Source organism: Endozoicomonas sp. OPT23 (assembly GCF_009653635.1).
Lineage (GTDB): Bacteria > Pseudomonadota > Gammaproteobacteria > Pseudomonadales > Endozoicomonadaceae > Endozoicomonas_A.
In genome coordinates this window covers 422,818-445,827 of the sequence record NZ_PPFD01000007.1, presented here as the reverse complement: position 1 = coordinate 445,827, position 23,010 = coordinate 422,818, and the positions used below count along the sequence as shown (strand labels likewise).

Sequence of the window (23,010 nt, the reverse complement as noted above, 5' to 3'; positions counted from 1 at the left end):
TTTCAAGCAGCAAGAGCAATCATAAAAACACCTGATGAAAAATTAGCAGTTGTTGCTAACTCAGCTATGCGACTTTGGTCGTAGTAATGTATATTTCCTGCCAGAACAAAAAATAAATGAGGTTTCAGGTCTACTATGGCCGGATGGTTGTTGGCACTGATTGCACTGGTATATGTGGCTCTGCTTTTTGCAGTCGCATGGTATGGAGACCACCGTGGCGCACAGCTCCGGGAGAAGTGGCGTGCTGTCATCTACAGTTTGTCGCTGGCGGTGTATTGCACGGCCTGGACCTATTTTGGCGCAGTAGGGCAAGCGAGTCAGGATCTTTGGTCGTTCGTACCTATTTACCTTGGGCCGGCACTGGTCTTTGTGATTTTCTGGAAGCTGCTCAGTAAGCTGATTCTGGTCAGCAAGCAGGAAAACATCACCTCGATTGCCGACTTTATTGCTTCACGCCACGGCAAATCGCGCTGGCTGGCCATCATGGTGACCTCATTGCTGGTGGTGGGAACTCTTCCCTATATAGCCCTGCAGCTGAAAGCCATTGTCACCGGTTTTGACCTGCTCTCGTTCAGTGGCCTTAATGGCTGGACCCATGAGGATATGGCTCTCAGCGTTACTTTATTGCTGGTGGTCTTTGTAATCATGTTCGGTACCCGGCATCTGGATACCACTGAACATCAGTACGGCGTAATGACGGCCATTGCCTTTGAGTCGATTTTAAAGCTGGTAGCCTTTTTGATTGTCGGAGGCTGGATTACCTATAAATTCTTTGCCACCGTTGAAATACCTTCACTTTATCTGGCCGATGCGGTTGAACGTACCCGACAGGAACTCAGCTTGTCGTCGATGTTGATCCCTTCGTTTATGGCGATGGCTTCTATTATCTGCCTACCCAGAGAGTTTCATGTGCTGGTGGTAGAAAACAGCAATGTGAAGGATTTGAATAAAGCTCGCTGGATGTTTCCGCTCTATCTGTTGCTGTCCTGCATGTTTGTGTTGCCTATGGCTCTGGCTGGAAATGCCTGGCTGGGTAGCAGTATTTCACCGGACGCTTATGTTATTGCACTGCCAAGAGTGCTGGGCAGTGAAGGGATGGCTCTACTGGCTTATATGGCAGGAGTTTCTGCGGCGATCAGTATGGTTATTGTGGCAACTATTGCCTTATCAACCATGATCTCCAATGAAATTCTGATGCCGATGATTCTTCGGAAAAGCTACCACGGACGTCAAGACTACTATCGCTTCAGTGGTCTGCTGCTCAATGTACGGCGCTCGACCATCATTGGCATTCTGCTGATGGCCTACGTGGTTTATAGAATTATTAACGAGAGTCATATTAACAGTCTAGCAGGGCTGGGTATGATCTCTTTTGCAGCGGTAGCCCAATTACTTCCGGCCATCGTTGGCTCTCTGTATTTAAAAGAAACTAATAAAAAAGCCGTAGGATTGGGCCTGACAGTAGGCAGCCTTGTCTGGTTTTATACCCTGATAGTCCCACTCTTTGCCGAAGCCAGTGGTACATCTGCTTCACTGCTGAATGAAGGGCTGTTTGGTATCTATGCCCTGCGGCCGGAATCCCTGTTTGGGCTGGAATTTACCGGCAATGTTAACGGTGCCAGTGCGTTGGCCTTCAGTCTTAACCTGATTCTGTATTTACTGGGGTGTGTCTATTTTCGAGTGGATCCGCTGGAAAAACGACAGGCTCGTCGTTTTGTGGATGTGTCTCTAAGTCCTCAGGATGATCACGATTATAAGACTGTCACCGTTCAGGAGCTGAGCTCACTGGTCGGTCGCTTTCTGGGTGAGCAAAGAGCACGTCAGCTGGTCAGAAGTTTTCATCCTTCAACGCCAACAACGGTTGCAGATTCTGAAATGGTCGCCGCCACCGAACGAATGCTGGCCGGTGTGATGGGCGCATCTTCAGCCAAAGTACTGATGAAAACGGCTTTGTCCCGGGATGAGATTCGCTTTGAAGATGTTGAAGCCATGGTGGACGAAACATCGGAAGTTATTCAGTTCAACCGTGAACTGCTCAGTGGTGCCATAGAACATATTGATCAGGGCATCAGTGTGGTCGATAGCGAGCTGAGGCTGGTGGCCTGGAATCAGCGCTATCTGGAGCTTTTTTCCTATCCGGAAGGTTTAATAAAGGTCGGGCGGCCTGTTGCAGACATTATTCGTTACAACGCCAGTAAGGGGCTTTGTGGTGCTGGTGAAATAGAAGACCATGTACGAAAGCGTGTGAGCTATATGAAGCGAGGGCAGGGTCATAAGTCCGAGCGTGTGCGCAATAATGGTCAGGTGATTGAAATGCACGGTAATCCGATGCCCGCCGGTGGTTTTGTAATGAGTTTCACCGATATCACCGAATTCAGGCAGGTTGAATCAGCCCTGAAAGATGTTAACGAGAGTCTTGAGCAGCGAGTTGAAGAACGAACCCGGGAACTCTACGAGCTGAATAAAGAGTTGCTCAGAGCGAAAAGTGCTGCGGAGCGAGCAAACAGTCTTCGGTCACGTTTCTTTGCGGCGGTCAGTCATGATCTGATGCAGCCCATGAATGCGGCGAGATTGTTTACTTCTACTCTTGAAACCGTTGTCACAGAGAAAGACCAGAAAGAGCTGGTGTCACATCTGACGGGCTCTCTTAAATCATCAGAAGATCTGATTCGTGACCTGCTGGATATGTCCCGACTTGAAGCAGGCAAATTGACGGCTTCCGTTAAAGACTTCCCGCTGTCGGATATTCTTGGCTCCATGAAAGCTGAATTTACTTTGCTGGCAAAAGAACAGGGTATTGAATTCAGGCTACGGGAGTCGTCGGAATGGATTTCCAGCGATCCGGTTCTGCTACGAAGAGTGTTACAGAATTTTCTGACCAATGCCTTCCGTTATTGTAATCCTGATCATGGACGTATCATTCTGGCCTGCCGCAAGCGTGCCGGAAAGCTGCAGTTGGAAGTTCGGGATAATGGCCCGGGTATTCCGGAAGATAAGAAGGCGTTGATTTTTGGTGAATTTGAGCGGTTACATCAGGATGCCAAAGGTCTGGGGCTGGGGCTTTCAATTGCTCAAGGTATTGCCAACGTTCTTGGTCACGGTTTGAAGCTTGATTCGAAAGAAGGCAAAGGTGCCGTGTTTGCGGTCACGGTTAATCTGGCTGAAAGAAAGCTGATTCAGAAGCAAACCTATAACGTCATCAAGCGATCAAAGCTGACTGGTTTGAAAGTACTTTGCGTTGATAATGAAGACGATATTCTCAAGGGAATGAATGCTCTGTTGTCTCGCTGGGGTTGTGACGTTTCCTGCGCAGCGACTATTGAAGAAGCCATATCCTTACTAAATGATGGATTGTCTCCGGATATTCTGCTGATGGATTACCGGTTGGAGCAGCGCTTGAATGGGATAGAACTGATCGAAGAAATTCGCAGACAGCTGGATATTGAAATGCCAGCTATTCTGATTTCTGCAGATAAACAGGGTGATATTGTCAGTGAATGCAGAGAGAAGGAAATTGATTTCCTTGCTAAGCCAGTAAAGCCTGCATCACTACGGGCTTTGATGAATGCCAGAGCCGTGGTTCACTCATGATCGTCGAACTGGCATCGAGCTGCCTTGTAAACTACCTGGCAACCAGTGCAGTACTGAAACGTCTTCTGAATTCGGTAGGAGTAATGCCGAATTCTCGCAGGAATATTTTTCTGAAAGCACTGATATCCTGGTAGCCCACAGCATAAGCTATTTCAGAAATACCCTTTTTAGTCAGTTCAATTAACTGGCAGGCATTATGCAGGCGTAACTTTTGCAGGTAATGGATAAGGGTTAAACCGGTTACTTTTGAAAATCGCCTTTGCAGGGTTCGAGGACTCACACAATAGCTGTCTGCGATGGCTTTTATTGAGAGCGATTGAGTGTGGTGTTCGTCTAAATAGCGTTGAACTTTCAGAATCAGCTCGTCTCCATGATTTAGTTTTGGCGTGAATTGATGGTAAAACCGCTGCTCACGAAAGCCAATATCAATCACCATTTCCTTGGATAGTTGTTGCGCAATAGTGGGTGAGGAGAATACTGAGATAATTTCGAAAGCCAGGTCCAGCCACGCCATACGGCCACCTGCGGTAATGATACTTCCTTCGTTTACAATGATGGCGTTGTCATTAAGTTTTACTTTGGGAAAGGCTGCTTGAAATGATTCGCTCAGTCGCCAGTGAGTTGTACAGGACTTATTGTCCAGAAAACCACACCTTGCCAGGATAAATGCACCGACACAGGCAGAAGTAAGCACTGCACCCTGGTGCTGCATTCTTGAAAGGTACTGGTTCAGTTTGACGTTTGTCTGAGAATAGAAGTCACCGCTGTTGCAAGGGGGTAACACGACAACATCAGCGTGTTCACCTGCCTCGAGACTTTCCAGCGTAATGATAGTGACTGCGAATCTAACCGCAACGTTCAGCTTCTGGCAAATAGTGTTGGCAAGGCTCATTGTTTCATCAACGCCGTATACCGCTGATAAGCTGGCAGTTGGGTAGTTAATGACCACAGTTTCTACTTCTTTCATTTTGATTTCTTTGTCGTATTTGCCTCTTAAAGTGTCATTTTAGACTCTCTTAGTGAAGGCTAAAAGTAAGCATAATCACTGCATCAAAACGACACACTCAGTGGAAGTATTTATGGCTAAGCAAGCGCTCATCGTAATAGACATTCAAAATGATTATTTTTCAGAAGGAAAATACCCTCTCTATCAAACAGAGTTAACCGCAGAGAAAAATCTGGAAGCCATTGCGCTTGCGAATGAAAAGAATATTCCTGTCATTCATATCCAGCATCTCGTATCGCCAGAGCTTGGTGAAGGGCTGTTTTTTTATGACAACTCGAAAGGTGCTGAAATCCATAAAGACATTATGGCAGCATCACCAGACTCTCCAGTTGTGGTTAAACGCCATGCTGACTGTTTTGAAAAAACCAACCTTGAAGAACTCTTGCAAGATATGGAAGTAGAAGAGATTCTGTTGACCGGCATGATGACGCACAATTGTGTGACCCATACAGCTCTCTCTCCGGCAGCAGCAAAGTACAACCCAAAGGTGATTGAGGAGTGCTGCTGTACTATCGACCCCATTGCTCATGCACTGGCTGTAGACTCTATGCAGGTTCTTGATATTGAAATGAGAACTATTGAAAACGCATTCTCATAAGCGCATGTGACCTTGATTCGGTGCAGTGAGTCGTAAAGGAACTGATGAGAGTACGATTGAAGTTGTACTCTCATAAAGTATCGAAGCTGGACTGGTTAAGTATTTGAAACAGTACCAGTCCAGATTTGGTATTGGTTGCTGAATATGAGCCAAAGGCTCTCAGAGAGCGGGAGGATGGTTGCTGGGTGCTTCGATTTCCAGCTCTTTCAGCGCAATGACCGCTTGAGTACGATTGCGAACGCTCATTTTTTTGAAGATGGCGGTCACATGAGCCTTGATTGTGGCTTCGGAAACTTCCAGCTCGTAGGCGATCTGTTTGTTTAGAAGGCCTTCGCTGATCATTCCCAGAACCCGGAACTGTTGTGGTGTCAATGACGCTAGCTTCTGTTCGATGTCGCTGTTGGCCTGCAGGTCACCCATATCGGACACGCCTTCAGGCAGCCAGTTCTCGCCATCAAGCACCTGTACGACAGCATCCTTGAGAACATCGAGAGGGGAAGACTTGGGAATAAAACCGTTAGCGCCATGCTGCATGGCTTTTTGAATGACCTGAGTGTCTTCCATGGCGGAAACGACAACTACAGGTACTTCAGGGTACTGCCCTCGAAGGAAAATCAGCCCGGATAGTCCATGTGCACCAGGCATATGAAGATCAAGGAGGATAAGATCCGGTGACGGAATTTGCTCCAGCAGATTCTGGAGTGCGGCAATAGATCCGGCTTCGTGAATTTCCGGATTTTGAAGTCCCTGTCTCAGAGCTGCCTGAAGTGCCGCTCTGAAAAGAGGATGATCGTCTGCGATGATAATCTTCTGTTCCATCTTTCAAAGATTGCCACGCTGTCGTACGACTGTAAAGGAAATACCCCTATACGGAAGAGGTTTTTTTACGGGAAAATACTGGACTAAAACAGTGAGGGACTTTTCCCTGAATGTTTTCATAGAACGCCTGAATTTCTGCCAGATCTTTTTCCATGTTGTTTCCGGGTTTGATAATAGGGCCAAAGCCGGCTTTTTTCTTACCGAAATCCATATACGCCAGTACTATCGGAATATCCGCGCCTTTGGCGATATGATAAAAGCCTGTACGCCAGCGGTCACCGCAACTGCGGGTGCCTTCCGGACAAATCACCAGCCCCAGCTCACGATTGCCTTTGAAGCAACAGACGGTTTGATCGACCAGACTGTTTCTTTTGGTGCGATCCACTGGAATGCCGCCCAGCCAGCGCATGATGGGGCCTAGAGGTCCCCAAAAAAGACTGTTTTTACCTAACCAGTGACAGCGTATGCCTTTGCTCAAACCAACCGCCAGACCTAAGAAAAAGTCCCAGTTGCTGGTGTGGGGTGCTGCGACAAGAATATATCTCGGAACACGAGGTTTACTACCTTCAACCGTCCAGCCGGAGATCAATAATGCAAGCTTGGCCAGAAGGGCCAGTAGCTGGCTGATCACCGGTGTATTGAACACCGTTAAACGCATAGCCAATGCCTTGTATCTTTGCTTCGGAGCTGCTGACTCGGCGTTATTGTTGGAGTCAGCCCCTGCTCTGGGAGCTTGTTGTAAAGTCTCCGAGGTGAGCGGAGGCGGATTTGACGCCTTTCTTAAAAAATAGGGAATACGTGAATATTCGATCTTGAAAGTTGAGTTTTTACTCTCAGGCGAACTGTTTCCTGAACTGTTTTTAAAACAAGCGTCCTTGATTTTTTTTCAGTCAGGAGGAAAATTCTGAAAATAACCTCGTTTCAGGGGAAATATCTGGTGAGTAACCGAGATCATAAAAACAACAAAATGATGAAATTTATTAATAACTGTTTTTATATACAGTGTTCTATTGCTATTGAAACCGCTAAATCGCTAAAATATCCTCACAAGAACTTACGTCTGATCGTTTATCGTGACAGAAAAGACTCCCAGAAAAATTCTCCATGTTGATGCAGACGCTTTCTATTGTTCAGTGGAAGAGCGTGATGATCCTTCATTACAGGGCAAAGCCTTTGCGGTGGGTGGTAAAGCTGAGCGTAGAGGTGTGATTGCTACCTGCAGCTATGAAGCCAGAAAAGCAGGTGTTCGTTCTGCTATGGCATCATACCGTGCTTTGAGAGAATGCCCTGAGTTGCTGATTTTGCCCGCCCGTTTTGATGCCTACAAAGAAGCCTCACGACAGTTACATACTATTTTTCAGCGTTACACCGATATTATTGAGCCATTATCGCTTGATGAAGCCTATCTGGATGTTTCAGGTGTTGAGCGTTGCCGTGGCAGCGGTACGCTAATGGCGAAAGAAATTATGCAGGCAGTCAAGGATGAAGTCGGTATAACTGTTTCTGTCGGTGTTGCTCCCAACAAGTTTCTGGCCAAGGTGGCTTCTGACTGGAACAAGCCCAATGGCATCTGTGTTATTCCTCCGGCAGACGTTGAAAACTTTGTATTCGAGTTACCTGTGGAAAATCTGCACGGGGTGGGCAAGGTCACCGCAGAAAAGATGCACAGTAAAGGCATAGTCACCTGCGGGATGTTGAGACAATATTCAAGGCTGGAACTCAGTCGCTGGTTTGGCAGTTTTGGTGAACGACTCTGGGAATTGGCTCGGGGCATTGATGATCGCTCCCTTGAGGTGGACCGTCGCCGTAAGTCTCTTTCTGTTGAACATACCTACGACCATGACTTAACCGATCAGCAGGCCATAATGTCTCAGGTTCGACCTCTGCTGGATGATCTGAGCAGCCGCTATCAAAAAATCAGTAACGAATACTCTGCCACCAAACGCTTCGTTAAGGTGAAGTTTGCAGATTTTACTCAAACGACGCTGGAAGAAATGATCGAGCGGGAAGATCAGAAACCGGAAGATCATTACCGTGAAATGTTTGTGAAAGCATGGGAGCGAGGGGGCAAACCTGTACGCCTTTTGGGTATTGGTGTTCGACTTTTGGACTTGCGGGTTTCCGGGCATATGAAGCAGTTGGAACTCTTTGAACGGCGCCGGGGAAGGTTGTAGACTCTGGTTTTTAATCCGCTTCTTCAACCCTCTCTTTTAAAGGTTAATTTAAAAACTTATGGAGCTGACGCTGACGACTCCGGCGCTGTTGTTTCCGGCCATTTCCCTGTTGTTTCTCTCCTATACCAATAAATTTCTGGCATTGGCTTCGTTGATTCGAAACCTGGTGTCCGAGCATAAGCAGTTTCCCGATAACCCGATTATTAAAGAGCAGATCGCCAGCTTGCGTCGGCGCATGGAGCTGATCAAGCATATGCAGGGTGCCGGTATTGTCAGCTTTATTACCTGTGTTGTTGTGATGTTTTTGCTGCACCTGCATCTGGTGGAATGGGCCGTGGTTATTTTTGGCATCAGTCTGGTCACCTTGCTGATTTCTCTGGTGATTTGCCTGGCAGAGATCAAGATATCGATTGATGCGCTGGAGCTTCAGGTTCGGGAGTTGGAAGATTAGTTCAATCCGAACTCTGGCTCAGAGTTTGTTTTTCCCTCTCCGCTGATCGCCCTCAAAGGGCGTACCCCCCCTGATCTTTGCAATAATAAGTCCTTTCCCCGCCGGGGGTGGGGAAAGGACAATCTAATATTCGATTACGTTTGGCTACATACTTATTTTATCTAAACGATCCTGTTTTTTAATAGATACTGTCCTGCCAGACTTGAAACCAGACAGTAAGCCAGAAACCAGTAAAATCCTGCATGCAACTCCGCATGAAAGCTGATTAATGCACTGCCCTGACTTGAGCCATTGGCTGCCAGCATGGCGATAAAAACGCCCATGGCAAACACATCAGCCATTGACCATTTACCGAGCAGTGCATTGACCTTTAATGCTTTCTCATTAGAGGCTGGATGGCAGGCAAACCCTAGCAACAGGGTTTTGATTAAGGGAACCACAACGCTGAAGGTCAGAATAAGGACCGCAACCAGCTTGAAACCAAAGTTCCATAAATCGCTGGCTGTGCCAATAATACTGCGAGTCTTCTTGTAAGCGGGATACTCACCGTCGACCTTTACACCATCCAGAAATTGATTGGCCATCGACATAATGGTTGGGTGAATGCTTTGTTCGTTGAGCAGTTTTTTACCTTCAGAGATCAGAGCTTGTCTCTGAATGCCTGCTTCAAAGGTCATAAGAGGCTGACTGATGCCAGGTATCAGCAGGGCCAGTGAAATCACTAAAGCGAGCAGGTAAGGGAGCCTGGAAGCCTGTCTTGTTTGTTCCATGATTTTATCATTTATTGTTGGACTGGCTTACAGGTTAGAAGATAAAGCGCCTGACGGCTAATAGAGATCAGGCGGGTTCCAGATAATCAATCATCAGCTGCAGGCTATGCTGGCCCCTGAACTCGTTGATATCCAGTTTATAAACAGTATGAATTTTCTGAATTGAAAGGTCTGGCCAGACAGCGGTATCAATATTGAAAGCAATAGCGTCCAGATAAAACTCGGAAGAAGGTACTTTTAAAACCAGCTTCAGATGCTTCTGGCCAACCAGTCGTTGTTGCAATACCTGAAAGGTGCCGTCGAATGTCGGCTCAGGGAAATTTTGTCCCCATGGGCCTGCATCACGAAGCAGTGCTGCGGTGTCCATACTGAGGTCAGACACTTTCAGCTCGCCATCGGTGTGCAACTCGGCTTCCAGTTGCTCAGGCTTCAGCTGGTTTCTTACCTCACGATCAAAAGCCTGCTGGAACCGTTCGAAATCCTGTTTCTTTATACTGAGTCCTGCTGCCATGGCGTGACCACCAAACTTGAGAATAACGCCGGGGTTTTCGCGGGCAACGGAGTCCAGAGCATCCCGCATATGCAGGCCTTTGATGGAACGGGCGGAGCCTTTCAGTTCGTCATTATCAGCATCTGCAAAAGCGATCACCGGGCGGTTAAGCTTTTCCTTGATACGTGATGCCAGAATGCCAATCACGCCTTGATGCCAACCTTCCTGAAACAGGCTGACACCCCAGGGTTGTTCTTTCTCCTTATCCAGCTCCAGAGTTGCCAGCAGCTTAAGAGCTTCCTGCTGCATGCCTGACTCGATCTCTTTGCGGTCACGATTGAGACCATCCAGCTCGGAGGCCAGCTCACGGGCCTGGTCAAGATTGTTGGTCAGTAGTAGTTCAATGCCTGTGGACATGTCGTCCAGACGACCAGCAGCGTTTAGTCGAGGCCCAAGAGCAAATCCCAGGTCAGTTGATGTCAGTTGCTGCTGGTTACGATTGGAGATCTCAATCAGAGCCTGAATGCCGGGTCGACAGTGTCCTGCCTTGATTCGGGCAAGTCCTTGCCAGGCCAGAATACGGTTGTTGGCGTCGAGACTGACAACATCAGCAATGGTGCCGAGAGCAACCAGATCCAGCAGGTTGAACGGGTTAAACGCCTGATGGTTTTCAAACCAGCCTCGGTTTTTAAGCTCGGTTCTCAGGGCGCACATCACATAGAAAATAATGCCGACACCTGCCGTGTTTTTGCCGGTGAACGGACAGCCATGCTGGTTAGGATTAACGATGGCGTCGGCAACGGGTGTTTCTCTGCCAGCCAGGTGATGGTCGGTGACCACAACCTGCCAGCCACGGCTTTTAGCCGCAGCGACACCTTCAATACTGGAGATACCGTTATCAACGGTGACCAGTACTTCCGGCTGGTACTGTTCGGCAACTTCGACGATTTCCGGTGTCAGGCCATAGCCGTATTCAAAACGATTTGGTACCAGGTAGTCTGCTCTGCCTCCCATGCCCCGTAATGCCAGAACACCGAGAGCGCTGCTGGTGGCGCCGTCGCAGTCAAAGTCGCCGACAATAAGAATCTGTTTATTACTCGTGACAGCATCCGCCAGAACCGAGGCTGCTTTATCAATATCTTTCAGGGAGTGATACGAATGCAGACCTTTCAGTTGCCTGCTGATTTCTTCTGAATGTGAGACGCCACGGCCGCTGTATATACGTGCCAGCAGGGGATGAAACTCAGGCAGTTGTTGCAGGTATTCAGGATTAACTGGACGACGAAGTATTCGGGTAGACATTCTCAATAAAATTCCGGCAACAGAAAGTAAATATCAGACTATGGTTATCAGGTTGATACAGTGTGTGGACACACGTAATCGAGTATCTAGCTGTCATTAGCCCGCCAGCGGCGGGCTAATGACGTATGATTCAAGGTGATCTGGTATTAAACAGGGTAACATAATGAACAGAGAGTTCAGCCCGAAGGCCTGTTTTGCGGTTCTGTTCTGTGCCATTACTTTACTTGCTCTACCTGATAGCGCTCGGCCATCACTGGCTGGCACCATGCCGAATTATTCAGCGGAGAACATAAGAACCGGCACTGTCGTAGACATTAAAAACAGCTTTAAAGGGCAGGTTCTATTGATCGTCAATGTGCCGATGGATTGTAAAGGGAAAAATCAGTTTGTTGGTTTGCAGAAACTCTATCAACGCTATCGTGATCGTGGTTTTGTTGTGATTGGTCTGGTCAGTAACCAGTTCAGGCCACAACTCTATGCAGATAAACAGCATTTTCTGGAAGATTGCCGAAAGAGATATAAGCTCAGTTTTCCGATGTTTGAGCATAAAGGTCCATCAGAGTTGAGTGATGACCCACTGTTTCACTGGCTCGAGCAGGATTCAGGTGTAGCAGCACAGGATGACTTCACTAAATATCTGGTGGGCAGGAATCTTGACTCTGTCAAAGCTTATGCACATTCAGCCCGGCCGGATGATATACGTCTTTCTGTGAGCATAGGCAAGCTATTGCAGGTTCGGGAAGGGAAGGCTCCTGATTAGGTTTCGTTGTTATCAGTAGATGGATAATTTTCCAGAATATCCGAAGGAATGTGTCTGCCTTCCCACTCCTGTACATATTGTACGACTTCAGGTCTATCTCTATCTTTTAGCTCGATACTGCCTACATAGCCGGGAGTACCGTGAGCTTCTACATAAGAAAACCAGTCTTGAAGTGTTGTTTGAACAGAGTGGTGTTGGGTAGAGAGTCGATCTGCCAGAGGCATATCGTAGGGGAGTTCGCATCCAGATAAAGAGCCCGTGTTGTCTGTAGGGTGCCCGGTTTGCTTAACCAGATCTCTGACGGCATTCTGATCAATTTGTTCCTTCATTCTTTTCCAGCAGCAGGGAGAACATTTGAATTCCATTCTTCTCAATGTATTCAGCATGGAGCTCTCGAATTCGCCGTCAGCCTGTTTAACCAGTGCCAGTGAGCCAAGCTTGTGCCTGAGGTCGAAGCGTTGAAACTGCTCGGTGCGATCATCAAAGAAATGGGCGCCTCCTGTGGTTTCCATAAGGTCAACGAGACCATTACAGAGATGATGAAAACGTTCCGAAAACCCCGGTGAAGACAACCACGATTGAGGAATACCCCAAGCCTCAATCTCTTTTTTATCAGGGAAAGATTGGCTGATATGAGTTGACTCAGGGATATGGGTGATTTTACGGCTGACGTCCAGAACCTGTCTGAATGTAACTGCGTCACCAGTTATTGGTTGCTGCTGGTCGTATAAAGCCTGTAAAGCCGTATGAACTTTTTCGAATGAGCCTGCACTGATATTTGCAGAAACAGGAGACTCCTTGCCAAATAGTTTGCTGAACTCTTCAGATGCTTTTTCTGGTCCAAGCAGCCCTACCAGTAATTGAGCGTATGAGAGCAGTTTTCTCTCCTGTTCACTGATCTGGCAAATAGACGCTGGCATTATTTCCATAAGAGCCTCAGATGTAATGACCGTATGGCTGGCAGGAATAATCTTTTTTGCGGCATCTGTATGCTCCGAAGGAAACAGCATAAAACAGGTTTCGATATCTTTCTTCGATCTGGAGGTGAAACCATACCGAAGAGTCATAGCCTGTATTGTACTTTCCTGATCATCCGGGTCTGCTATATGAGCAGGACGATTGACCATCTCAAGATAGAGCGTGATCAGGTCGAGACCATTCGTTTTCTGTTGCTCAGCATAATTTCGCCGTAATAGCTCAATACGATCCTTGACGGGCAGTAACTGGATTTTTTTGGCTAACAGTTCGGTTGCTGAGGTTTCGTTCTTGCTCTGATTTATCTGAAAACTGCTCTGCTCAAAAGCGGTGATATAGTACTCCCATAAGGTTTTGATTTTTTCAGGATGCAGAGCGCGCCACTGTACCGGAGCGACTTCTTCAAAGGTCCCCGCGTCAAGCAGGGTCTGGCTTTCGATAGAGTGAACCAGTAATACTGGTTGAAAATCCTCGCTGGCTCCAGAGGCTCCCCATCGTTTCATATTTTCTTTCAGCTGTTTTAGTTCGGCCAGATCAGAACCTAGGCTTTTGAGATTGTTCTTGTTATGAGAAATATGAACAATCCCTCTAATAGTATCTGGTTCGATGCTTTCACAGACTACTTCAGAGTGGTTGGCAGCATAACCAGCTGAGAGTCTATGGTGGCTTTTTACTTTGCCCTTACTGTGTTTGTCAGACTTCCAGCTGCCTGATGTTTTTTCTGTAACATCAAGACTGCAGCTTCGCTGAGCCTGCTCATCTATTTTCTCAAATACCTGATTAAAACCGACAAGTCTTTTAATTGGGTAAGCTTTCGATTCATTTTCTTTATGGGGCGTTTTCCTGGTATCAGCCAAGTCTTCAAGGACTCTTTCATTGTACGGAAGTGTTTTATTTTGATGTTCTAAATGAGGTGATCGCCATTGATTGCTGGGCTTAATAAAGTCATCAGTCATTGCTCTTCGTTTGTAAACCGCCCAGGGAGTGAGCAAATCGGGATCAAAGAAATAGAGTGTAGATCTGCTTCTGTCAGGATATGAGATGACAGTATTTTCATTCAAACAAATGACTGGCCGTCTTTCACTTGTGGGAGGTGACTGAAATACTGACTTACGACGATTAGAAAAATACATATCATGATCTTCAGGCTTTGCTCTCCGGGCGGCTATGCCATTATTCTTGAATAATGAAGTAGCCTGGTCAGTGTAGCGGTGGCTGTGTTGAGCTGGGGGAAGGTCAAGCGTCAGATGATCAGGAGGTACTGTTTGTGTGTCCGGAGCTGATAACTTGGTAATGCCAGATTGTTGATAGAGTTGCGGCTTGTGTCTGGCAAAAAACTCAAATTGTGCCTGAAGGCAGTTTGGTGACTTCTCAAAAGATAGTTTTCTTCCTGTGTCGTATTTGATCGGATGAATCTCTGCTGGAGTGCTGGATTTTGGGTCAGGAATTATGCAATCACTCCTCTGATCACCCTGTGCGGATATCGCATCGCAAACCTTGCCCGCATGATCGACAAGAAAGTCGCTTTTCTCAGTATCGGTTTGGTGCGCCTGATAGATTTCGAGGAAGTTAAGGTCGAAGTGCCTTCGTGCCCGAATAACCTCCAGGGTATCCGCATCATGAATCAGGCAGCGGAAGAAATCCGCCTTCTCCCCCCAGTATTGTTTGAATTCATCTGGGGAATCCTTCATCACGATGCAATCAGACAGCATTAATGCGGTTGTTTCATCAACCCCCATGGCCATAAGTTCATTGAAACAGTTCAGTGCACTTTGAGCTTCCCATTCCGGCTTATCTTCCGCGTCTCCCTCACGGCCAGAGTCATGAAGAATGAAGGCAATTATCAGGTTTCTGATGTCTGAAGCAGTCAGGCTTCTGGCATGAGGGTTTCCCCACTCCTTGTGCAGTGCCAGTAGATGAAGAACATGGAAAGCCCCTCGAGTAGCATGTTGCACGCCGTGAACGGGTCTGGACACCTGATAGGGTTGTTCGACACAGTTGGGAAAGGGCTTAAGGTAGTATTTTTCTGTCAGTTTATGGGCATGTATAAGAAAACTCTCTGACAATACAGCCTGGCTCGATGTTTCTGATACTGCTTGTGTAGACAGAGTAACGTCCTTCTCGGAAATCTTTACTCCATAACCTGTATTCGTGGGGGCGACAGGAATTTGTTTCTTTATTAACGGCTTTTCAGCAGACTCTGGTTGGAGTCTTGATGGTGGTTTTGGTGAGGGGGGCGGTGTCACGCTATCCATGTGACGGATATCCCTTTAATGTCCTTACTTGTTTTAATGATAGCCAGAATAGAGCAGGTCAAGCAGGAGAGTGGTTTTAGGTGTTTTTACGTAAAAAGTACTAGGTAATATTTGAGTACTAAGCCGCAGGAGCCCGAATAGAGAACTATTGTTCCAGATGTCATTATTTGTTCCGCACTGTACAACCCTGAGATGTACAGGGAAATGTATTGAACGCCTTAGGCTGGTACCTCGCAGTCATGGCGAAACAGCTATAAACAAAAATGACGTTGTGTGAGAACAATAATAATGATCTCGAAACTGACTAAAACTCTGGTAGCAGCATCCGCCTGTGTCGCCATGATGGCAGGTTCTGCCCAGGCTGCTGAAAAAGTGTATCGCCTGAAAATGGCTGAAACCTGGCCAACCAACTTCCCTATCTTTGGTGACGCTCCTCGTAACATGGCTAAGATGGCTGAGGAAATGTCCAATGGTCGCTTGAAGATCACTATCGATTCCAAGAACAAACACAAGGCGCCTCTGGGTATCTTTGACATGGTGCGCGCAGGTCAATATGACATGGGCCACTCTGCTTCTTACTACTGGAAAGGTAAGGTACCTAACACTCTGTACTTCACCACCATGCCATTCGGTATGACAGCACCTGAACAGTACGGTTGGTTCTATCACGGCGGTGGTATGGAACTGATGAACAAGGTATACGGCAAGTTCAACCTGATGAGTTTCCCGGGTGGTAACACCGGTAACCAGATGGGCGGCTGGTTCCAGAAAGAGATCAAATCTCTGGACGACCTGAAAGGCCTGAAGATGCGTGTACCAGGCTTTGCCGGTGAAGTTATGGCCAAGCTGGGCGCCAAGCCAACCAACATTCCTGCGGGCGAACTGTACACAGCTCTGGAGCGTCGCACTATCGATGCACTGGAATGGGTAGGTCCTTCTCTTGATCTGCGTATGGGCTTCCACAAGATCGCGCCTTTCTACTACACAGGTTGGCACGAGCCAGCGACTGAGCTGCAGTTCCTGATCAACAAGCGTAGCTGGAACCGTTTGCCAAAAGACCTGCAGGAAATCCTACGTGTTTCCATGCGTACAGCGGCGTACGACATGTACATCCAGTCTTACCATGAGTCTGCAGTTAATCTGGAAAAGATCCTGACTGAATATCCAAACATCAAGATCAAGTCCTTCCCTACCGACGTAGTGTCTGCCATGCGCACCGCTAACGATGAGCTGCTGGCTGAGAAGTCTGCTGCTGATCCACTGGCTAAGGAAATCCTGGACTCTCAAGCTGAGTATCTGGGTAAAGCCCGCGCCTGGACCGATATCTCTGATAAGGCTTACCTGAACAGCCTGTCTGCAGAGTAAACACAGCGTTACCTTCCTGTTGCTGAGGCCCGAAAGGGCTTCAGCTTAATTCCAGATTTTTTTGTCCCCCCGAGAGGTGAGCTGATGTTTTTAGTGCAGCTGGAAAACACCATTCATCGGTTTTCCGATTTGCTGGGCCGAATAGCCGCGTTTCTTTTTGTGCTGCTGCTGTTCAATGTTTTTTACGATGTAGTGGCCCGCTACGTATTTAACGACGTATCCATTGCCATGCAGGAGCTGGAATGGCATCTGTTTGCCGCCATGTTCATGCTCGGGGTTCCATACACTTTAAGAACAGACGGTCATGTTCGTGTAGACCTGATCTACGAACGTCTGTCGATGAAAAATAAAGCACTGATTGACCTGTTTGGTTCTGTCTTTCTGCTGCTGCCTTTTGTGCTGCTGGTGGGCTATTACGGCGTTGGTTTTGCCCGTGAAGCGTGGGAGCTGGGAGAAATATCCGGTGACCCGGGTGGTTTGACCAATCGCTGGATTATTAAAGCAGTTATTCCCTTTACCTTCTTTTCACTGGGAATCAGCGGTCTTGGCATGATGCTGCGCAGCATCAATGTTCTTCGTGGTCATCATAACGATGTCCATTACACGCCACCTCAACACTAAACCAGGGAGACTGACGACATGATCGGTATAGTAATGTTTTTTGTGGCCCTGGTGATGCTGTTAATCGGCTTTCCGGTGGCCTTTATTTTTGGCGGTGTGGCGTTGATCTTCGGTGTTTTTGCTGAAGGTCCGGACATGTTCGCCTTTATGCCCTTCCGTATTCAAAGCATCATGGAAAACGTGGTGCTGATGGCGGTGCCACTGTTTATCTTTATGGGTATTGTTCTGCAGAAGACCCGTCTGGCAGAGCAGCTGCTGGAATCCATGGCGAAGTTGTTTGGTGGTGTTCGTGGTGGTCTGGCGATATCTACCGTATTGGTAGGCGCGCTGCTGGCTGCGTCCACTGGTGTAGTAGGTGCTTCTGTTGTGGCAATGGGTTTGATTTCCCTGCCGGTAATGATGAAGTACAATTACGACAAGTCTCTGGCCTGCGGCACTATTTGTGCGTCCGGTACTCTGGGGCAGATTATTCCCCCGTCCATTATCCTGATTATTCTCGGTGATGTACTGGGTATTCCGGTAGGCGATCTGTTCCAGGCAGCGGTAGGTCCTGGCTTCATTCTGATAGGTATCTACATAGTCTACATTCTGGTTTACAGCTTTCTCAAGCCTGAAGCGGCGCCAGCGCTGCCAATGGACGACGACGTCTCCAGCAGAAAAGAGCAATATATCGTTGCTCTGAAAGCGATCATCCCACCGCTGGCCCTGATTCTGATTGTATTGGGTTCCATTTTTGCCGGTGTTGCTACACCAACTGAGTCGTCTGCTTTGGGTGGTATTGGTGCACTGTTTCTGGCAGTCATCTACAAGCAGTTCAGCTGGAAGATGGTGTTTGAGTCCGCTCAGGAAACGGTAAAAGTTACCTCAATGGTATTTGCCATCCTGTTGGGTGCAACAGCATTCTCTATGGCCTTTACCTATACTGGTGGCGACTACATTGTTGAAGAAATTCTCTCTGACCTGCCGGGTGGCCAGATGGGCTTCCTGTTGCTCTCCATGCTGGCGATTCTGATTCTGGGTTTCTTTATCGATTTCGTGGAAATCAGTTTTATCATCGTGCCGATTCTGGCGCCGGTTGCTGAAGCTCTGGGCATCGCGCCAGTCTGGTTCGCCATTCTGATTGCCATGAACCTGCAAACCTCGTTCCTGACGCCACCCTTTGGTTTCAGTCTCTTCTATCTGAAAGGGGTGGCACCACCAGGTATTAAAACGGTGGATATTTATAAGGGTGTGATACCGTTTATTATCATGCAGGTAGGTGTAGTGATTTCTATCCTGCTGTTCCCTGAGTTTTACGGGTTGACTGGGTAAGCTTACCGGTTAGTTATAAAAAAGCGGCCTCAGTTTAACTGGCGCCGCTTTTTTTGCGTTGAGACACAGGGGATAAATCGATGTACCATTATATTCACATTTCACGGATGCTGATTACTCACAGGACGTCGTCGTGAGCCTGAAAATCAAGATACTGCTTCTCGCTCTCTTGCCACTGATCTTAACCACTGCAGCCATTACCTGGATTACCCAGAAACAGGCTCATGATCTGTTCGAACAGGAAATCAAAACCTTTGAAGAAAATCTGATTGCCTCGAAACGACAGCAGCTTAAAGACTATGTGAGCCTTGCCAATCATGCTATCGAACACAGTATTGCAGGGTTGAGTCATGGTGTCAGTGAGGAAAAGGTTGAAGAGAAAGTAAAAACCATTCTTCATAATCTTCGCTATGACACCGACGGCTACTTTTTTGCTTATCGACAGGACGGTGTCAATGTAGTCCACCCGCCACAGCCGGAGCTGGTCGGTCAGAATTTGATGGATATTACTGACAGTGACGGTACACCTCTGATCAAGGATTTATTGGAAAAAGCTGCTGAAGGTGGTGGTTTTAGTCGGTATAAATGGGTGAAACCCTCGGTTCGTGATCAGGAAGACAAGCTCAGTTATGTGATGAATATCCCTCACTTTAACTGGATGATTGGTACCGGCCTTTATCTTGATGATGTTACGGAAGAAGTCGAAAAAATTCGTAAGGAAGTGAATCAGAATATTCGTGGCACCTTCTTTACCGTGCTGATGATTCTTTCAGGCACCATTATCATCATTATTCTAATTGGCCTGGCCATTAACGTGCATGAAAGCAACCAGTCTGAGCGAAGGCTTCAGGAGATGGCTCACCGCTCTCTGCAAGTGCAAGTGACACAAAGGCGACAGTTTGCCAGAGAGTTGCACGACGGCATTAATCAACTCATGGTATCGATTAAACTGAGAATTAATCTGGTTCATAAAAAGTGGAATAACGAACCGCTGGCCAAAGAGCATCTGGGGAAAGCGGCCGAGATGCTGGATATGGCAATACAAGAGGTGCGTCGTGTTTCTCACGATCTGAGACCGATATTGCTCGACGATCTGGGCTTGAGAGCTGCTCTGGATACCTTGATGACCGAACTTACCGAACGGAGTGATGTTCAGGTTAAGTCGGATATCCGTCTGCCTGATTACCATCTGCCGGATACCATCGAAATCACCCTGTACCGAATTGTTCAGGAAGCTCTGACGAATATTGAGAAACATGCGGGTGCCGCCACGGTTTCATTGAAGCTCTGGCAGGACCGCAATCATGTTTACCTTGAGCTGCATGATGATGGTGTGGGTTTTGATGAACTGATCGACTCAAAAGGAATTGGGTTATCCAATATGAGGGAACGGGCTGAATTATTGGGTGGTAGTTTTGATCTTTATACCAGCTCAATGACGGGTACAAGAATTCGTACTGTACTGAACCTGGCTCTGACAAGTGAATAGTAATGATGAATGAGATACGAGTACTGCTGGCTGACGACCATCCGATGGTTCGTGAAGGGCTGAGAGCCAGCCTTGATGGTGAAGACGGAATCAGGATTGTCGGCGACGTTAGTAATGGCCAGGAAGCGTTAAACCTTGCCAGTGAAATAAAACCGGACGTGGTCATGATGGACATTTCCATGCCGGTCATGAATGGACTGGAAGCGGCTGAACTCTTTAAACAGCAGCAGCCGGATGTTCGGGTGTTGATTCTGTCCATGCACGAAGACCGTGAATACATCATGAAAATGGTACAGTCTGGCGTGTCAGGCTATGTGCTGAAAGATGTTGCTGCAGAAGAGCTGGTGCTGGCGATTCAAACGGTGCATAAACGTGGCACCTATTTCAGTTCCGGGGCCTCCAGTATTCTGTTTTCACAGATGGGACAACAGCAGGAAGAGGCGGCTGTCAAAATCAGCAAGCGGGAAGAAACCGTATTAAAACTGATTGCTGAAGGTCTGTGCAACAAAGATATTGCCCGGCGACTGGATCTTTCCGTTCGAACCGTTGAAGCGCATAAACAGAACATTAAAAAGAAGCTTGAGATTACGACATCGGCCGGCCTGATTCGTTATGCACTGGATAATGGTTTGGTTGAGGGGTAATAGTAATAAAGCAGCTTTTACATTATCTGGCATCACGGTCAGTATTGACGAGTGTTCCTATTGATATTTGTTTCTATTGATTGTTAACCAGTAATACCTTGTCGGAGTGAGTGATGAATAAACACGAGAAGCTCAACTATGTAGAATTTGCTACCCGGGATCTTGTTGCCAGCAAACGTTTTTTTGTTAAAGCCTTCGGTTGGGACTTTGTTGATTATGGTCCCGACTATTCTGCATTTTCAGGTTATGGACTAGACGGAGGGTTCTTTGCATCAGAACAGGTTATGCGTGCTGAAGCAGGGGGCGCTTTGCTGGTCTTTTACAGTGAAGATATCAAGGCGACTGAAAAGAAAGTGCAGGAAGCGGGCGGTGAAGTTGTTCGGGGTATATTTGATTTTCCCGGCGGTTGTCGTTTTCACTTTGTCGAGCCGGGTGGCAATGAACTGGCAGTCTGGTCAAAGGCCATTGTTTGAAAGAAGAATAATAAAGAGGCTGTGAGTTGCAGCTACTGAAAAAGAGTTTGATGAGTAAGTCAGCGAGTACTGATATAGATCATGGTTGCGGCTAGGCAGTGTTGTAATCTGAGTACAGGAAATTAAAACAACAACGAACGGAGAGCCGCTACTATGCTGACTGAACACCATGATTTGCTGCACGAATTACCACAGTACAAAGACCAGATTCACGACCTGAAAATCAACGACCGTCATTTCCGTCGTCTGTTTGATGCCTATCACGACCTGACTCGCGATATTGAAAACATGGAAAGCGAAGTCACCCCGGTAACCAGCCATGTAGAAGAAGAATATAAGCTGCGCAGGGTACGTCTTAAAGATGAGCTGCACCGCATGTTGCAATCTGTCAGCTGAAGTAAAGGTATGAATAACGCCTGTTCCGGGTTATTCATACCTGATCAGATTAACTGTGCTTTGAGTGTTCCTGAATAAAGCCATGCAGCTTCTTCAGGTCATTCTCAAGCACTGAGTAACGCTCTTCACGTTCCATCAGATCTGCCATATGGTGAGGCAGGGCCGGTGTTTCCAGGCCTGCTTTCTCAATGGCTTCACCAAATTTCACCGGATGTGCTGTAGAGAGTACAACCTTTGGCATCTCTTCAGGAATATCCACTTCAGCCAGAGCACGAACACCGGTAATAGTGTGAGGGTCGGCCAGATATCCCGTTCTGTCGAACAACTCTTTGATGGCGCTACAGGTGCTTTCGTTGTCTGTACGACTGCTGTTGAACAGTACTTTAATATCGTCCCATGCAGAATCACTGACTGACAGAGTTCCTGTTTGCTGGAAGCTGTCCATCAGGCTGGCCAGTGCCGCTCCGTCACGGTTCTGCATATCAAACAGCAGACGCTCAAAGTTGCTGGAAACCATGATGTCCATGCTCGGTGACAGCGTGTGCTTCAGCTCTTGCTTACGATAGTCATTGTCCTTAAAGAAACGATGCAGAATATCGTTAGTGTTAGTGGCTACCACCAGTTTGCCCACTGGCAGACCCATACCTTTGGCAATATAACCGGCGAAGATATCACCGAAGTTACCGGTAGGTACCGAGAAAGCCACTTCACGATCAGGTGCACCCACTTGAAGGGCTGCGTGGAAGTAGTAAACCACCTGAGCCATGATGCGAGCCCAGTTGATGGAGTTTACAGCGACCAGACGAGTATTTTCCGGCAGGAAGGATTGGTCAGCAAAAGACTCTTTCACCATAGACTGACAGTCATCAAAGTTGCCATGAATGGCAATGTTGTTGACGTTGTCGTCCAGCACGCTGGTCATCTGGCGACGCTGTACTTCTGATACCCGCTGGTAAGGGTGCAGAATAAAGATATCCAGCGCATCACTGTGACGGCAACCTTCAATAGCGGCAGAGCCGGTATCGCCGGAAGTCGCTCCTAATACAATGGCTCGCTCACCGCGTTCGGTCAGAACATGGTTCAGCAGTCGTCCCAGCAATTGCAGGGCAAAATCTTTAAAGGCAAGAGTTGGGCCATGGAACAGTTCCATAATCCATTCGTTGTGGCCAATCTGTGTCATCGGAGCGACGGCTGTGTGTGCGAAAGACGCATAACTGTCGTCAATCAAGCCTTTAAGAATACTGTCTTCTATTTCGCCATTCACAAATGGTTTGATGACTTCAAAAGCCAGCTCGTTGTAGGGAAGGCTGCGCAGTGATGAGATTTTTTCGGCGCTGAACTGTGGCAATTCTTTAGGTACATAAAGGCCGCCATCTTCTGCCAGACCGGCCAGCAGAACATCCTTAAAACCTTTCTCGCCACCCTGTCCACGGGTACTGATGTATTTCACGAGTCTATCCATTAATAACAGCTGAAAATCAGGTTTGAAGGCCTGTTCAGGCCTTCAAAAATAGCGGTTG

19 protein-coding genes are annotated in these 23,010 nt (G+C 47.4%); 12 read left to right on the top strand and 7 right to left on the bottom strand.

The window, feature by feature from the left end:
- Positions 1-135: 135 nt before the first annotated feature.
- Positions 136-3,591 carry a PAS domain-containing hybrid sensor histidine kinase/response regulator gene (locus EOPP23_RS18810; RefSeq protein WP_153767528.1) on the top strand — a complete coding sequence of 1,152 codons (3,456 nt, stop codon included), beginning with the start codon at positions 136-138 and terminating at the stop codon, positions 3,589-3,591.
- A 31-nt stretch (positions 3,592-3,622) separates the two neighbouring features.
- Here the strand turns inward: EOPP23_RS18810 and EOPP23_RS18805 are convergent, their stop codons facing one another.
- Positions 3,623-4,558, bottom strand: a complete 936-nt coding sequence (locus EOPP23_RS18805; RefSeq protein ID WP_153767527.1) for a GlxA family transcriptional regulator — start codon at positions 4,556-4,558, stop codon at positions 3,623-3,625.
- 100 nt (positions 4,559-4,658) lie between these two features.
- On the opposite strand from EOPP23_RS18805, the gene EOPP23_RS18800 reads away from it, so the two are divergent.
- The gene (locus EOPP23_RS18800) at positions 4,659-5,195 is read left to right on the top strand and encodes a cysteine hydrolase family protein (RefSeq protein WP_370514826.1); all 537 of its coding nucleotides are present in this window, start codon (positions 4,659-4,661) and stop codon (positions 5,193-5,195) included.
- 159 nt (positions 5,196-5,354) lie between these two features.
- Here the strand turns inward: EOPP23_RS18800 and EOPP23_RS18795 are convergent, their stop codons facing one another.
- Together EOPP23_RS18795 and EOPP23_RS18790 are read right to left on the bottom strand one after the other, a co-directional pair.
- On the bottom strand, positions 5,355-6,014 hold the full coding sequence (locus EOPP23_RS18795; protein ID WP_153767526.1) for a response regulator transcription factor: 660 nt from the start codon (positions 6,012-6,014) through the stop codon (positions 5,355-5,357).
- Between the two features lie 46 nt (positions 6,015-6,060).
- On the bottom strand, positions 6,061-6,672 hold the full coding sequence (locus tag EOPP23_RS18790) for a lysophospholipid acyltransferase family protein (RefSeq protein WP_153767525.1): 612 nt from the start codon (positions 6,670-6,672) through the stop codon (positions 6,061-6,063).
- A gap of 415 nt (positions 6,673-7,087) precedes the next feature.
- Here EOPP23_RS18790 and dinB point away from each other — a divergent pair, with 415 nt between their 5' ends.
- Complete coding sequence (dinB, locus tag EOPP23_RS18785; protein ID WP_370514825.1) at positions 7,088-8,188, top strand: DNA polymerase IV; 1,101 nt, start codon at positions 7,088-7,090, stop codon at positions 8,186-8,188.
- A gap of 58 nt (positions 8,189-8,246) precedes the next feature.
- Positions 8,247-8,639: a DUF2721 domain-containing protein gene (locus EOPP23_RS18780; protein WP_153767524.1), complete on the top strand. Its 393-nt coding sequence runs from the start codon at positions 8,247-8,249 to the stop codon at positions 8,637-8,639.
- Between the two features lie 161 nt (positions 8,640-8,800).
- On the opposite strand, the gene EOPP23_RS18775 is transcribed toward EOPP23_RS18780, so the two are convergent.
- Positions 8,801-9,409: a paraquat-inducible protein A gene (locus tag EOPP23_RS18775; RefSeq protein ID WP_153767523.1), complete on the bottom strand. Its 609-nt coding sequence runs from the start codon at positions 9,407-9,409 to the stop codon at positions 8,801-8,803.
- A 67-nt stretch (positions 9,410-9,476) separates the two neighbouring features.
- A complete protein-coding gene (recJ, locus tag EOPP23_RS18770; protein WP_153767522.1) occupies positions 9,477-11,201 on the bottom strand; it encodes a single-stranded-DNA-specific exonuclease RecJ in 1,725 nt (574 codons plus the stop codon).
- A 163-nt stretch (positions 11,202-11,364) separates the two neighbouring features.
- Here recJ and EOPP23_RS18765 point away from each other — a divergent pair, with 163 nt between their 5' ends.
- Positions 11,365-11,961, top strand: coding sequence for a hypothetical protein (locus EOPP23_RS18765; protein WP_153767521.1), 597 nt, complete (start codon positions 11,365-11,367; stop codon positions 11,959-11,961).
- On the opposite strand, the gene EOPP23_RS18760 is transcribed toward EOPP23_RS18765, so the two are convergent.
- Positions 11,958-15,191: a hypothetical protein gene (locus EOPP23_RS18760; RefSeq protein WP_153767520.1), complete on the bottom strand. Its 3,234-nt coding sequence runs from the start codon at positions 15,189-15,191 to the stop codon at positions 11,958-11,960. The two genes, EOPP23_RS18765 and EOPP23_RS18760, sit on opposite strands and share 4 nt — an antisense overlap.
- A gap of 288 nt (positions 15,192-15,479) precedes the next feature.
- On the opposite strand from EOPP23_RS18760, the gene EOPP23_RS18755 reads away from it, so the two are divergent.
- The 7 genes from EOPP23_RS18755 to EOPP23_RS18725 all read left to right on the top strand — a co-directional run bounded on the left by EOPP23_RS18755 (position 15,480) and on the right by EOPP23_RS18725 (position 21,490).
- Complete coding sequence (locus tag EOPP23_RS18755) at positions 15,480-16,556, top strand: TRAP transporter substrate-binding protein (protein ID WP_153767519.1); 1,077 nt, start codon at positions 15,480-15,482, stop codon at positions 16,554-16,556.
- Between the two features lie 84 nt (positions 16,557-16,640).
- Complete coding sequence (locus EOPP23_RS18750) at positions 16,641-17,177, top strand: TRAP transporter small permease subunit (protein WP_194842676.1); 537 nt, start codon at positions 16,641-16,643, stop codon at positions 17,175-17,177.
- An 18-nt stretch (positions 17,178-17,195) separates the two neighbouring features.
- On the top strand, positions 17,196-18,488 hold the full coding sequence (locus tag EOPP23_RS18745) for a TRAP transporter large permease subunit (RefSeq protein WP_153767517.1): 1,293 nt from the start codon (positions 17,196-17,198) through the stop codon (positions 18,486-18,488).
- Between the two features lie 133 nt (positions 18,489-18,621).
- Entirely contained in the window at positions 18,622-19,977 is a 1,356-nt protein-coding gene (locus tag EOPP23_RS18740) for a cache domain-containing protein (protein ID WP_370514824.1), read from the top strand.
- Between the two features lie 2 nt (positions 19,978-19,979).
- A complete protein-coding gene (locus EOPP23_RS18735; RefSeq protein ID WP_153767516.1) occupies positions 19,980-20,621 on the top strand; it encodes a response regulator transcription factor in 642 nt (213 codons plus the stop codon).
- A 113-nt stretch (positions 20,622-20,734) separates the two neighbouring features.
- Entirely contained in the window at positions 20,735-21,094 is a 360-nt protein-coding gene (locus tag EOPP23_RS18730; RefSeq protein ID WP_153767515.1) for a VOC family protein, read from the top strand.
- A gap of 153 nt (positions 21,095-21,247) precedes the next feature.
- Positions 21,248-21,490, top strand: coding sequence for a YdcH family protein (locus EOPP23_RS18725; protein WP_153767514.1), 243 nt, complete (start codon positions 21,248-21,250; stop codon positions 21,488-21,490).
- Positions 21,491-21,539: 49 nt separating this feature from the next.
- Here EOPP23_RS18725 and thrC read toward each other — a convergent pair whose 3' ends face one another.
- Positions 21,540-22,940: a threonine synthase gene (gene thrC, locus EOPP23_RS18720; protein WP_370514828.1), complete on the bottom strand. Its 1,401-nt coding sequence runs from the start codon at positions 22,938-22,940 to the stop codon at positions 21,540-21,542.
- Positions 22,941-23,010 lie beyond the last annotated feature (70 nt).

Bases quoted from the DNA above. Each gene is read 5' to 3' on its own strand.
- EOPP23_RS18810 (WP_153767528.1), top strand. From the start codon at position 136: ATGGCCGGATGGTTGTTGGCACTGATTGCACTGGTATATGTGGCTCTG.
- EOPP23_RS18805 (WP_153767527.1), bottom strand. From the start codon at position 4,558: ATGAAAGAAGTAGAAACTGTGGTCATTAACTACCCAACTGCCAGCTTA.
- EOPP23_RS18795 (WP_153767526.1), bottom strand. From the start codon at position 6,014: ATGGAACAGAAGATTATCATCGCAGACGATCATCCTCTTTTCAGAGCG.
- EOPP23_RS18790 (WP_153767525.1), bottom strand. From the start codon at position 6,672: ATGCGTTTAACGGTGTTCAATACACCGGTGATCAGCCAGCTACTGGCC.
- EOPP23_RS18780 (WP_153767524.1), top strand. From the start codon at position 8,247: ATGGAGCTGACGCTGACGACTCCGGCGCTGTTGTTTCCGGCCATTTCC.
- EOPP23_RS18775 (WP_153767523.1), bottom strand. From the start codon at position 9,409: ATGGAACAAACAAGACAGGCTTCCAGGCTCCCTTACCTGCTCGCTTTA.
- recJ (WP_153767522.1), bottom strand. From the start codon at position 11,201: ATGTCTACCCGAATACTTCGTCGTCCAGTTAATCCTGAATACCTGCAA.
- EOPP23_RS18765 (WP_153767521.1), top strand. From the start codon at position 11,365: ATGAACAGAGAGTTCAGCCCGAAGGCCTGTTTTGCGGTTCTGTTCTGT.
- EOPP23_RS18760 (WP_153767520.1), bottom strand. From the start codon at position 15,191: ATGGATAGCGTGACACCGCCCCCCTCACCAAAACCACCATCAAGACTC.
- EOPP23_RS18755 (WP_153767519.1), top strand. From the start codon at position 15,480: ATGATCTCGAAACTGACTAAAACTCTGGTAGCAGCATCCGCCTGTGTC.
- EOPP23_RS18750 (WP_194842676.1), top strand. From the start codon at position 16,641: ATGTTTTTAGTGCAGCTGGAAAACACCATTCATCGGTTTTCCGATTTG.
- EOPP23_RS18745 (WP_153767517.1), top strand. From the start codon at position 17,196: ATGATCGGTATAGTAATGTTTTTTGTGGCCCTGGTGATGCTGTTAATC.
- EOPP23_RS18735 (WP_153767516.1), top strand. From the start codon at position 19,980: ATGATGAATGAGATACGAGTACTGCTGGCTGACGACCATCCGATGGTT.
- EOPP23_RS18730 (WP_153767515.1), top strand. From the start codon at position 20,735: ATGAATAAACACGAGAAGCTCAACTATGTAGAATTTGCTACCCGGGAT.
- EOPP23_RS18725 (WP_153767514.1), top strand. From the start codon at position 21,248: ATGCTGACTGAACACCATGATTTGCTGCACGAATTACCACAGTACAAA.